13 protein-coding genes are annotated in these 11,422 nt (G+C 53.5%); all 13 read right to left on the bottom strand.

What is annotated here, in order from left to right; genetic code table 11:
• Window positions 1-1,408 (bottom strand): cobyrinate a,c-diamide synthase (locus ACPLUI_RS05860; protein WP_424659341.1); only part of this gene is annotated, 1,408 nt, incomplete at its 3' end.
• Between the two features lie 233 nt (window positions 1,409-1,641).
• On the bottom strand, window positions 1,642-1,959 hold the full coding sequence (locus tag ACPLUI_RS05855) for a TusE/DsrC/DsvC family sulfur relay protein (RefSeq protein WP_013824471.1): 318 nt from the start codon (window positions 1,957-1,959) through the stop codon (window positions 1,642-1,644).
• Window positions 1,960-2,158: 199 nt separating this feature from the next.
• A complete protein-coding gene (gene dsrK / locus ACPLUI_RS05850; RefSeq protein WP_424659340.1) occupies window positions 2,159-3,541 on the bottom strand; it encodes a sulfate reduction electron transfer complex DsrMKJOP subunit DsrK in 1,383 nt (460 codons plus the stop codon).
• Between the two features lie 15 nt (window positions 3,542-3,556).
• The gene (locus ACPLUI_RS05845; protein ID WP_424659339.1) at window positions 3,557-4,363 is read right to left on the bottom strand and encodes a respiratory nitrate reductase subunit gamma; all 807 of its coding nucleotides are present in this window, start codon (window positions 4,361-4,363) and stop codon (window positions 3,557-3,559) included.
• Window positions 4,364-4,501: 138 nt separating this feature from the next.
• Complete coding sequence (locus tag ACPLUI_RS05840; RefSeq protein ID WP_424659338.1) at window positions 4,502-5,674, bottom strand: DVU0298 family protein; 1,173 nt, start codon at window positions 5,672-5,674, stop codon at window positions 4,502-4,504.
• Between the two features lie 16 nt (window positions 5,675-5,690).
• Entirely contained in the window at window positions 5,691-5,939 is a 249-nt protein-coding gene (locus ACPLUI_RS05835; RefSeq protein WP_424659337.1) for an FmdB family zinc ribbon protein, read from the bottom strand.
• 21 nt (window positions 5,940-5,960) lie between these two features.
• Window positions 5,961-6,587 carry a tetratricopeptide repeat protein gene (locus ACPLUI_RS05830; protein WP_424659336.1) on the bottom strand — a complete coding sequence of 209 codons (627 nt, stop codon included), beginning with the start codon at window positions 6,585-6,587 and terminating at the stop codon, window positions 5,961-5,963.
• 114 nt (window positions 6,588-6,701) lie between these two features.
• The gene (locus tag ACPLUI_RS05825) at window positions 6,702-6,935 is read right to left on the bottom strand and encodes a dissimilatory sulfite reductase D family protein (protein ID WP_424659335.1); all 234 of its coding nucleotides are present in this window, start codon (window positions 6,933-6,935) and stop codon (window positions 6,702-6,704) included.
• 107 nt (window positions 6,936-7,042) lie between these two features.
• Window positions 7,043-8,230 carry a dissimilatory-type sulfite reductase subunit beta gene (gene dsrB / locus ACPLUI_RS05820; RefSeq protein WP_424659334.1) on the bottom strand — a complete coding sequence of 396 codons (1,188 nt, stop codon included), beginning with the start codon at window positions 8,228-8,230 and terminating at the stop codon, window positions 7,043-7,045.
• A gap of 20 nt (window positions 8,231-8,250) precedes the next feature.
• On the bottom strand, window positions 8,251-9,666 hold the full coding sequence (gene dsrA, locus ACPLUI_RS05815) for a dissimilatory-type sulfite reductase subunit alpha (protein WP_424659333.1): 1,416 nt from the start codon (window positions 9,664-9,666) through the stop codon (window positions 8,251-8,253).
• Window positions 9,667-9,789: 123 nt separating this feature from the next.
• Window positions 9,790-9,975, bottom strand: a complete 186-nt coding sequence (locus ACPLUI_RS05810) for an ATP-binding protein (RefSeq protein ID WP_424659332.1) — start codon at window positions 9,973-9,975, stop codon at window positions 9,790-9,792.
• Between the two features lie 244 nt (window positions 9,976-10,219).
• Window positions 10,220-10,699: a 23S rRNA (pseudouridine(1915)-N(3))-methyltransferase RlmH gene (gene rlmH / locus ACPLUI_RS05805; protein WP_424659331.1), complete on the bottom strand. Its 480-nt coding sequence runs from the start codon at window positions 10,697-10,699 to the stop codon at window positions 10,220-10,222.
• A gap of 38 nt (window positions 10,700-10,737) precedes the next feature.
• Window positions 10,738-11,422: UDP-N-acetylglucosamine 1-carboxyvinyltransferase (locus ACPLUI_RS05800; RefSeq protein WP_424659330.1), on the bottom strand; the 685-nt coding region annotated here is incomplete at its 5' end.

Raw genomic sequence — 11,422 nt, 5'->3', positions numbered from 1 at the left:
GGCTGGCGGCGAGGTTGACCGAGGCCGGACGCCGGGCCCGGTCCACCACCGCCCGGGCCCAGTGGGGGGCGGCCAGTGCGTGGATGTGGTTGTAGGCCGCAAGCACCCCCTTGTAGGTAAGACCGTCTTTTTCACCATCTATGCCGCAGCCCCGCAGCACCCGGAAAGCATAACGCAATTCCGGGCCAATATTCAACAGGCGTGAGTGGTGAAATTCATGCCCCCGGATGATGCTGCCGGTGGGAAAGAAAGGATTTTCCCCGGTTACTTCCACCACTTCGTACCCATGGCCGCAGGGCCTGCCCTCCATCACCACATCAAACGGCAGTGCCCCGCACATCCGGTAAGTGCGGCCCTGCCAGCTGAGACTCCGGCCCAGGTACATCAAGCCGCCGCACTCCGCATACACCGGCAGGCCTGCCTCAACGGCCCGGCATACGTCCTTCCGCAACCCCTCATTTGCCTCCAGCGGCCCGGCAAACACTTCGGGAAAACCACCACCGATATAAAGGGCATCCACTTCCGGCAATCCGGGATCGTGCAGGGCGTCGATATAGACCAGCCTGGCGCCGGCATTTTCCAGAGCCTCCAGGTTTTCAGGGTAGTAGAAGGAGAAGGCCCTGTCACGAAACACTCCGATCAGTGGCCCGTCAGCCGGCTGCACCTCCCCGGCAGTTTCACAACCGCCGGGAATCTCCTCCAGCGGCGGAGCCTGACGTGCAAGCGCTAAAATGCCCTCCACGTCCAGACACTCACGGGCCACACGGGCTATTTCCTCCAGAGCTTGTTGCAGTTCGTCGCGCTCACCTGCGGGTACCAATCCAAGGTGGCGGTCGGGAATGACCAGCTTTTTGCCTCTGGGTACCACGCCCAAAACTGGAACCCCGCAGTATTTTTCCAGAGCCCCGCGCAGCATCAGTTCGTGACGCGAACGGGCAACCTGATTCAGGATTACCCCGGCAATGGTCACCTGGGGGTCGAAGTGCATAAATCCCTGTACCAGGGGTGCTATACTGCGTGTCATCCGGGTGACTTCCACCACCAGAATCACCGGCGCGGCAATTGCCCTGGCTATTTCCGCGGTGCTACCGCTCCCCTCGAGGTCCACACCGTCAAAAAGTCCCATGGCTCCTTCCACCACGGCCACGTCGGCATCACGGCTGTAGCGCACGAAGGAAGCCCGGATCGTTTCACGGGACATGAGAAAACCATCCAGGTTGCGGCACGCCCGGCCGGCTACGCGACTGTGCCAGCTGGGGTCTATAAAATCCGGCCCCTTTTTAAAAGGTTGTACCACAAGCTTCAAACCATGCACCAGGGCAGCCAGCAGACCGATAGTTACCGTGGTCTTCCCGGAACGTCCCCGGGGTGCACCAATCACCAGGCGAGGTATATTCAGCCGCCGCATTCAACCTCACTTCCCCTATAGCAATGATGCCCTCACGCAAAAGCACCCCGTACCCAGGAAACAGGCACAGCCATAAGCTGCACTGCCGGTTAACCCCTTACCTGCCGGCGCTCATGCTTAAGTCCGTGCCCGGAGTAGTTTACATATACATTGGTCGCCCTTATGCCGGGCGACCTTATCAACTAAAACGGAATAACTGCATGATTGAAATTCAATTTGTGGTCATACCCATATTACACGCAGCCGGTCGGTTTCGGCAACCCGGCCACTTTGCAGGCACCCTTAGCCGGACCGGACGGGAACAGTTCGTAGATCTTCTTCAGGCTGAAACCGGTTTCTTTGCACAGCTTGCGGATCATGGGGGCGATCTGGAACTGGAGGTAGTAATTCCGCAGGTAGTTGACCACCTTCCAGTGTTCCTCTGTCAGTTCGGAGATACCTTCTTGAGCTGCCAGAGCCTTGGCCACATCCTCGTTCCACAGATTCGGGTCGACAATAAATCCGTCCTCGTCCTGCTCGATTTCCACGCCATTTACGTTGATGGATGGCATGAATTTAACACCTCCATTAGTTTATCATTATGTGTTTAACACATAACTTTTCACTGGACCCCGCGAGATAAACTTGATTTTATCAATAACCTCAACCCGAACATTTGATGAGCCCGTATAAGCTCGACCACCCCCTTAAAAGAATATCATCCCTGCAAAAACAAGTCAATGATTTAGGGAAACTCGTTTCGTTACCAGCTTACTTCCAGACCAGCGCCATCCCCACAAGGTCGATCAAACCTTTAACCTCCACTCCCAGTTCATGCTCTTCAACCATTGGATAGAGCTGGGCCTTGCAGATGGAACATGGAGCGCACAGGATACCGTTTCCGTCCTTGCCCACCCCGGTGGCCCGTACCTGCTCGGCCTTTTTGCTTGAAAACTTGATGCGCAGCTGGTACATTTCCGGGTCGTCGAAAAGTATGGCTGAACCGCCACCGCAGCAGAAGTTGTTTTCTTTATTCGGATACATTTCCCGGAAATCGGCCACGCATGCCCGTATCACCGTACGCATGGTTTCCGCCAGGTTGCAAGCCCGCACGTAGTTGCACGGATCGTGCAGGGTCACGGGGCGGCCGATCTTATACGGGTCCAGTTTAAGCTGGTTGGTACGGATGTAGTAAGCCACTTCGTCGTGGATGTGTGTAATGGGCCAGCGGATGGGCAGGTCAGCCATGCCGGGGAGGTACATCTTCCACGCCCGCCACCCGTGTCCGCATTCTCCCCATACGATCTTTTTTACACCCAATTTCTGGGCCGCGTGTAAAAGACGCGTAAAGTTATGCCTCATGGTGTGCTGCTGGTCGAACAAAAGGCCGAAATTACCCGCTTCGGTAATGGTACTGGGTATGGTCCAGTTGGCGCCGATATAAGTGAAAAACATGCCCGCACCCATCAGTGTATAGGGGTTGAGCAAAAAGTCGGCCGAGGAAGGCACGTACATAATATCGGCTCCCTCTTTATCCACGGGGAATTCCACATCGACGCCGAACTCGTCTTTAATTTCTTCGGAGAGAAATTCCAGTGTATCCACTATGGCCGGCTTGGTCAGGCCCGTATGGTTACCCGTCCTTTCCATGGCCGCACCCACGTTGGCATGGAGCTTGGGCACAATACCGAGCCAGTGCAGGATCTGGCGGCCAATCATGGTTACCTCGCAGGTATCGATACCGAAGGGACAGACATGGGCACAACGCCGGCACTCGTTACACTGGTAAAAGTATGAGTACCACTGCTCAATGATATCCAGGTTCAGATCCTCCGCGCCTACCAGCTTGCCGAACCAGCGCCCCTCCAGTGTAAAGTACCGCCGGTATATTTTTCGGATCAGTTCCGCCCTGTTGGTAGGGATGTTGTTAGGGTCCCTGGTCCCCAGGTAGGTATGGCAGTTCTCGGCACACAGGCCGCACTTTACACATGACTCCATGGCCAGGACGAAAGAGCGAAATTTCTTGCGCATCTCATCAAGGTACTGGATGGCTTTCTCTACCTTTTGGTCATCGGGTACCGGTTCGATGTGTATCTGACGCATCTCGTCGGCACTGGCTTTGGCCGGTATTTTCAAGCCCTTATATTCTGGCAACTTGATACACCCCCTCTAAGCCGCGTCTGTGCTGCCGGCGGACGGAAGGCCGGTTCCCCTGGCCCGGGCAGCAGCCACGTTCACGTTAGGCAAGCCGGGAGCCGGTTCTTTATAGACCCGGTTTTCAATCCAGCGCATACCGAACATGCCAAACAGGTGCATCAGCTTGCTGAAGGGGAGGACCATAATCAGGACCTGGGCCAGCAACATGTGGATGAAGAAGAAAGGATTGCCTTCAGGAATCGCTGCCGGCTGGAATGTCATAAGAGTAGCAAAATATTTTCTAACCGGTTCGTAGTGCATACCATATTGTGGAGCAAGGCGCATGAAGTCACCCAGGGACACAATAGCTATAAGAAGGAGCAACAAAAGGTAATCGCTCGGGTTGGATACCTGCCTGACTTTGTCAATGGTCAACCTGCGGTAGAGGAGGTACAGCAACCCGGCCAGCATGATGATACCAAAAACCGTTCCCAGCAGGTTGGACAAGTACTTGCTTAACGCTTCAGAGGTGCCCAGGTAAACAAACTGCTTGCCCAGGAAGTAAAAACCCACCACGTGACCACCTATCACGTTGAGCAGGGCGACGTGCATGGGCCAGGCACCTGCCCACAGCGGGCGGTCGAACTTGAAAACGTTGCGGAACAGCACGATTTCCCGCAGGTAAATGCCCAGCACTTCAGTTTTGGTCTGGGGAAAGGGTGAAAGGGTAATGTTATGCACGATCCGCGCCGCCGCCCAGCGCCAGAGACGATAAACAACTCCGATAATAAATACGGTAACCGTAATATACGGTAAGATTTGGGCAATAAAATAGGTCAAAGATTAACACCTCCTTATTTGATTCTCTCCCCAGAGCCACGAGCCTTCTTTCTTTATTTAAATAACTGCCATAAAACCACTCCCTTTCTATTTTTGATATTTTTAAAACTGCCTTTATTATATAGAAAAAAATAACTTTCACGATCGATTATTCGGCATATCTCCTGACGATTCCTGCTCAAGGTAGAAATTACCATGAACGGTTCCAATCCGGTGCAATGCTTCTTCAGCCAGTGTTCCGATAGACTTCTCAAACAGCCGGCCGTTCTCGTACAGAAGGATTTTCGATTTGTCCCCCCGTAAGGCTTTTATTTCCTCTCCGGCCTGATCGGCCTTCACGATACCGAGAATGAGGATGGCGTACCCGCGTACGCCGGGGTCGGGATCCCCAAGCAAAGCAATAAATTCGGAAGAAAACTTCTTGAGCAAACCCGGATTGACCCCCGCAATCCTGTACAGCGCACGCAGGACCTCTGCCCGCAGGTGGGGTTCATTCAGAAGTGACAAAAGGGCGGGAAGGTACCCGGAGAATTTATCCACCGAGTTGCTCATAATTTCTCCCACGGCATCGAGCGTTGCCCAGCTGGACGCACCCGTGTCAGCCAGGGAATTGATCAGCGCTTTGAAAAACTCATGCACCTTGCCGGGGTTATCAGCAACAATTACTTTGGCCGCCCTACCGATAAAATCGGCGGCGCGCATCCGGACAACCGGGTCATCAGCACACAAAAACCGCCTCAACAACCAGAGAATCTTGGGGTCCAGGTGGGCAGCCTGAAGCACGCTTTCCACTCTGTACTCTTTAACCCAGGCTTCCACTTCTTTTTTGGTAACCCGTTTCCTTTCAGCAAGATCTGCTTTCTTATTCTTATTAATTACAGGATGATTTACCTGCCTGTCTAGCAGCCTGGAGACACTTTGACGGGTGACTTCGGCCATATCCCCGCTCAGCCTGATGAAATAAAGGGCCCCCGCAATTTTTCTGCCTTCGAAAAAGCCTCCGGGAACGATCAGGTGGTTCTGCAGGTCATAGTTCTTAACTATCTCTTCCCGGTAGTCCCTGTCGGGCAACAGGTTCCAGGCCAGTTCCCAGTCCATGTTGCAGGCAAACACCAGTGCTTCTATAAAAGCCGAACCCAGGTTCCGGCCCGACACATCACAGGCGTAAACCGCCCCGCAGGCGCAGGAACCCACCGGCATGGCCGGTGAACCCGCCGTGGCCACCATCTCTTCAGGTCGCTCAATCTCCGTACCGCAAAAAGGACACACCGGTATTTGAATATATTCCTTTAATGGTGGTCTTCCCCTCATAGCCGACTCCCCGCATTTATTTTTCACCCGGCCCCGGTATTTCGAATGTCGCGCAAGTACTGCCCGGGCTGCACGACCTGGTGACCACTTTCGGAGCAGCCCCGCCCGCTCCCGATTTATCCACGTAATTAACCCGGCTGATCACACGTTCGAAGGAGTCTGAATGGCACTGTGGACAGCGAATTTCCACTTTTTCATTCGGGTTCAAAAACAATTTTTCGAAAAGACGACCACAATTCAGGCACCTGAACTCGTAGATGGGCACGGACAGTCACCCCCACTATATTTATTGGCTGAGGTATGGTTCCATCTCCTTTAAAAAGTCCGGGTGGACTTCAAACCCCAGGTCGATAGCCCGGCGCAGGTGGCCTGCAGCCTTTTCCATGTCACCCTTCAAGTAATATACATAGGCCAGATTGTGATGTCCCAGTGCAAAGTCGGGAGCTATTTCAAGTACTTTCTGATTGGTTTCAACAGCCCGTTCGACATCGCCTTTCTGGAGATACGCATTGGCCAGGTTGCACCACGCCTGCACGATCCTGGGATTTAATTCGATAGCTTTTTGGAGGGCCTCAATGGCATCATCTGTCCTTGCCATCTCCAGGTAGACAAAACCCAGGTTGGCGTACCCCCGTGCGTAACGCGGCTCTATCTGCACCGCCCGACGGTTACACTCCTCCACCTTTTCCAGGTTTCCCTCTTTAAAATATATATATCCCAGGTTGACGTAAGCCTCGAACATCCGGGTCCCATCGGCAATAGCTTCTTCAAAAAGGATTTTCGCTTCATCCAGCCTGCCCTGCTGCAAAAGCATTACACCCAGGTTATATTTGGCCGTGGCACAGCCGGGGTTACTCTGCAGCATGTTCACCTGTTTTTCCACAAATGTTTGAGAATCGCTGGTTCTTTCCACCCTGCACCCCTGCCTTTGACAAAAATTAAGGCCGCTACTCAAAGCGAATAGCAAGCCGTTCTGAGTCGTGATCAGAACAACACAGGGCCAACTGGCTTTATATAGTTCAGTTCTTTATTGCGGCTCGTCAGACGCACACCTGTCTTTCAAGCCGTACATCGTTGTGCTGCCGGTTGAGAAATAGATCAGGGTGCCCTCATTGATGAGCTCGCTGGCAGCTTTCTTAATTTCCCTTGCCTTGGCACCGGGAACCTTTTCCTGCACGGCCTTTTCCATGTCCTTGAAATAGAACCTGGTTTTCTTGCTGGCACCGGCAAACTCTATAATTGCTTTTTTGATTTCATCCATCACAGGTAATCCCACCCTTTCTCTTTCCATATTCTCTGCATTCTCTGCCCGTAATATATAAGTGACCGGGGCAGGCGTTTTTTATAAACGCCTGCCCGCCACTTAAATCAGTCAATTCCACCGGCCGCCCTGGATACATTCCAGGCCGCTTCCGTAAACTTGAACTGGGTGCTGGTCCGGAACGTGTCGTAGGCCAGGCGGTAATCGTCGATAAGGTGCTCTGTAAACGGTATGCCCGTCTTCTCAAAGAATTTCTCCCAGCCGATACGCTCGGCCCAGTCGCCGAGGCGCTCGTGTTTCCGGGCATCAGCGGCATAAACCTCCACAATCTTCTTCACGGTCTGTACCACTTCGGGGAACCGCGGGAAGTTGTTGGGCAGGTAAGCCACCACTACCTTGGAGAACTTCGGCTCGCTTACCGCGTTGGAGAGCTTGCCGCCCACGAGGATGGCCACGCCGTCGCCTTCCTTGTCGGCAATGGGGAGCGCCGGGCACATGGTGTAGCAGTTGCCGCAGAACATACAGCGTTCTGCCTTGATTTTGAGGGTCCTCCTGCCTTCCGGAGTCTTATCGGGCGAAATGGCACCCAACGGGCAGGACGAAATGACGAGTGGAAGCTCACAAACCTGATCAATGACCTCGTGGTCAACGATCGGGGGCTTGCGGTGAATACCGAGCAGGGCGATATCCGAACAGTGGACCGCACCGCACATGTTCAGGCAGCAGGCCATTGATACACGCACCTTAGCCGGCAGGGTCATGCCCGTGAAGTAGTCAAAAAGCTCATCCATGACAGACTTGACCAGGGAGGAAGCGTCGGTAGCCGGAGTATGGCAGTGTACATAGCCCTGTGTGTGCACGATATTGGTAATGCTTGCTCCCGTGCCGCCGATGGGGAACTTGTAACTTCCGGAAACAAACTTGCGGCTCCAGAGGTCTTTCTTAAGAGCTTCCAACTTTTCAAGGCTGTCTACAATAAATTCGATATTGTTGCGGGTGGTGAAACGTACATAACCGTTGCAATATTTGTCGGCAATATCGCAAATCTCCCGCACATGCTGCGCGGTCATCAGGCGGGGCGAACCGCAACGTACCGTATACACCTTGTCACCGGTTTCGGAAACGTGTACCAGCACGCCCGGCTCCAGGATCTCGTGGTACAGCCACTTGCCGTAGTTCTTTTGAATAATGGGCGGGAAGTTTTCCCAGTAGTGACGCGGACCAATATCCGTAATCCTATCTTTGGTTGGATTCTGCGGATCGTATTTACCGAATCTCCCAGTGGAAAGAGCCATCCAACAAACCCCCTTATTATTTACCTCTTGTGTCTGGCCCGGAAATCTTTAATGTCTCTGGTGAATCCGCCGGGTACGTCCTCTTCCTTCCAGAAGATGTACGGGTTGGCACGCGGCGCCTTGATCATCTGCGGTGCAGGCGGCAGGCCAATTACCTCCAGGAACTTGGGCAAGCCAACACGCTGGATGAGCTCTCCAACACGCTCGCGGTTCTTACCTTCTTCCATCCAGAATTCCCAGACTCTCTCAATAACTTCCTTCACATTGTCATAAGGTGGCTCCGCCTTCATGAAGGGCACTAGCACCTGCGCTATTTGTGCGCCTTCCAGGATGGGGGCCTTTGCACCCACCAGGATGCTCACGCCGGTGTCCTTACCGGGCCTGAGCGCCTGCGGCATCACGTTAATGCAGTGCATGCACCGCACGCATTCCTTGTCGTCGATCACCAGCTTGCCGTCTTCCAGGGACATGCACTGGGACGGACACAGGTCGATAACTTCCTTCTGGATGTCAAATTTACCCCACTCTCTGCCTCTGTGGGAGCCTCCCCTGGGCACAATGTCACCGGCAATGTATGCCTTGACAGCTTCCTGGTCAATACGGATCTCGTCACGCCATGTGCCGATGAAGGCCAGGTCGGCACGGGCGATGGATGCCACGCAGCAGTTGGGACAACCGTCGAACTTGAACTTAAACTTGTATGGGAAGGCCGGACGGTGCAGTTCGTCCTGAAAATGCATGGTCATCTCATAACACATTTCCTGGGTGTCATAGCAGGCCCATTCACAGCGAGCTTTACCAATACAGCAGGAGGGAGTCCGAAGGTTGGAGCCGGAACCGCCGAGGTCCTGATCCAGTTCATGGGTCATGTCATAGAAGATAGGTTCCAGCTGTTCAGTGGTGGTCCCCAACAGAATAATATCACCGGTCGAACCGTGCATATTGAAGAGACCACTGCCCCGGTACTCCCAGAGATCACACAGGGCACGCAGGAAGTCGGTCTTGTAGAATTTACTGGCGGGCTGGTTGACGCGGATGGTGTGGAAATGAGCAATGCCCGGGAATTTTTCCGGCACGTCGGAATATCTCCCGATCACGCCGCCGCCATAACCGAACACACCCACAATACCGCCGTGCTTCCAGTGGGTCTCGCCATCCTTGAAGGAAAGCTCCAGCTGGCCAAGCAGGTCTTCCACCACATACCGGTCGATCATCAGCCGGTCGTCCGCCAGCTTTCTGCGGCGGAGGGCTTCCTGCTTCGCGTCGGCCACAAAACTGGGCCACGGACCCTTTTCCAGCTCTTCAACGGCGGGAATTTCATGCTTTATTTTAAATTCTTTCAATTCTTCCTCGCTAAAGTTATTCAGTTCCTCATCGGTATAAATCCGGAGCTCTTCGTACTTTAGTTCTTTCTGAGGCCTCTTTGGTTCAAACATCAGCACGCCTCCTTTACTCACACTCAGTTCTATCTTTGCTTCTTGTGGTACACATGCTGAAACAACTCAACACGAAAGCCAGAGTACCTCTTTTCTCCTCTCACCCCTCTTCCGCCGAATTAATTACCTTTCTTCCAGCGTTACGGCTCCCGACGGGCACACGCTAACACATGTCTCACATCCGAGGCAGTCATCGGGATTGGCCACAGATGCCTTGCCGTCCTTCAGTTCCAGGACGCTGCCCGGGCAGGAATCCACGCACTCACCGCAACCCTCACACTTCTCACGGTCCACAGTTACTACGTACATCACGCTACCTCCTTTAAGTTTTTAGAAATAAAAATTTGTCCCTTTGCTCACGAACTTTTTGAAAGCCTGATACCAGGCTTCCAAGACTAATTAATTCGATGCGTTTTAACCTATTCCTCCCGGGGAGTTCCAATTTAACGATAAAAAATTTTAACAAAAGGAAAGTCATATAAGGAAAGTTAAGTAATGAGTTGTTTTTTAAAGAGAATTGCCATTATATTCCTAAATTTGCTGCCGCTTGTTACTACCGGTGGTACCTTTCACCACGCATAATTTTAAACGCCCGGTATAATTGTTCCAGCAGGATGATGCGCATCAGCTGGTGGGGGAAAGTGAACCTGGAAAAGGAGAGCCGCATACCGGCCCTGGAGAGGACCGCCCCGGCGAGCCCCGCACTTCCACCGATGATAAAGCATAACCTGCTCCGCCCTTGCAAGCCAAGATTATGCATAAAGCGGGCAAATTCTTCGGACGAGAACATTACCCCCTCCCTGTCCAGGGCAATCACATAACTGTTTTCCGGGATCTTTTGCAAGAGATACTCTCCTTCTTTTTGCAGGACTGCTTCCACCGCACCCGTGTCCGTGGCCGGAGGGAGGGGTTCTTCCCTTACCTCCACCACCTCGAGCCGGGCATATGCCTGAAGCCTCTTGAGGTACTCCTTCTGGGCCAGGTGGAGAAAATCTTCCTTTAGTTTTCCAACACAAAGTAGTGTAATTTGCATTTACCATTCCCACTACAAACTCTGGTTTTTTGATAGACTTAAGCCAGGACGCTTTGCCTGGTGGCTTCCGCACGAGCCGGGGCATCCTCTCCAGATGAAGTGCGCCACACTCTGGCACCAAGCATTTTCAGCTTTTGTTCCAGCTGGTAATATCCCCGGTCTATATAGGCCACGTTGTCTATCCGGGTTTCGCCCTCAGCCATAAGCCCCGCCACCACAAGGGCAGCCCCGGCCCGCAGGTCGGTGGCCCGGACGCAGGCCCCCTGCAGGCGCTCCACGCCCTCTACCACAGCCAAACGTCCTTCCACTTTAATACGGGCACCCATACGTTTCAGCTCATCAGCCACTTTAAAGCGGTTTTCAAAAATATTTTCCACGATCACACTGGTACCGGGAACGGTAGACAGCATGGCCATCATCTGGGACTGCATGTCCGTAGGAAACCCCGGGTAGGGCATAGTCTTGATATCGATGGGGCTCAAAGAGCCAACGGCCCTGACCCGGATACGGTCTTCCTCTTCCTCGACCTCCACCCCGGCTTCACGCAGCTTGGCCACCAGTGGTTCCAGATGGCGGGGGATGACATTTTCCAGCACCACGTCTCCCCGGGTGGCGGCAGCCGCCACCATAAACGTACCAGCTTCAATACGGTCGGGGATGACCGCATAACGCAGGCACCCACCCAGGGAGTCCACACCCTCAATTTTGATCACATCGGTGCCC

It is taken from the genome of Desulfofundulus sp., assembly GCF_049701015.1.
Taxonomy (GTDB): domain Bacteria; phylum Bacillota; class Desulfotomaculia; order Desulfotomaculales; family Desulfovirgulaceae; genus Desulfofundulus.
This window is presented reverse-complemented; position numbering and strand designations above follow the sequence as displayed.

Coding starts and splice junctions, on each gene's coding strand:
- ACPLUI_RS05855 (WP_013824471.1), bottom strand. CDS start 1,959: ATGCCATCCATCAACGTAAATGGCGTGGAAATCGAGCAGGACGAGGAC.
- ACPLUI_RS05840 (WP_424659338.1), bottom strand. CDS start 5,674: ATGAGGGGAAGACCACCATTAAAGGAATATATTCAAATACCGGTGTGT.
- ACPLUI_RS05825 (WP_424659335.1), bottom strand. CDS start 6,935: ATGGATGAAATCAAAAAAGCAATTATAGAGTTTGCCGGTGCCAGCAAG.
- dsrB (WP_424659334.1), bottom strand. CDS start 8,230: ATGGCTCTTTCCACTGGGAGATTCGGTAAATACGATCCGCAGAATCCA.
- dsrA (WP_424659333.1), bottom strand. CDS start 9,666: ATGTTTGAACCAAAGAGGCCTCAGAAAGAACTAAAGTACGAAGAGCTC.
- ACPLUI_RS05810 (WP_424659332.1), bottom strand. CDS start 9,975: ATGTACGTAGTAACTGTGGACCGTGAGAAGTGTGAGGGTTGCGGTGAG.
- rlmH (WP_424659331.1), bottom strand. CDS start 10,699: ATGCAAATTACACTACTTTGTGTTGGAAAACTAAAGGAAGATTTTCTC.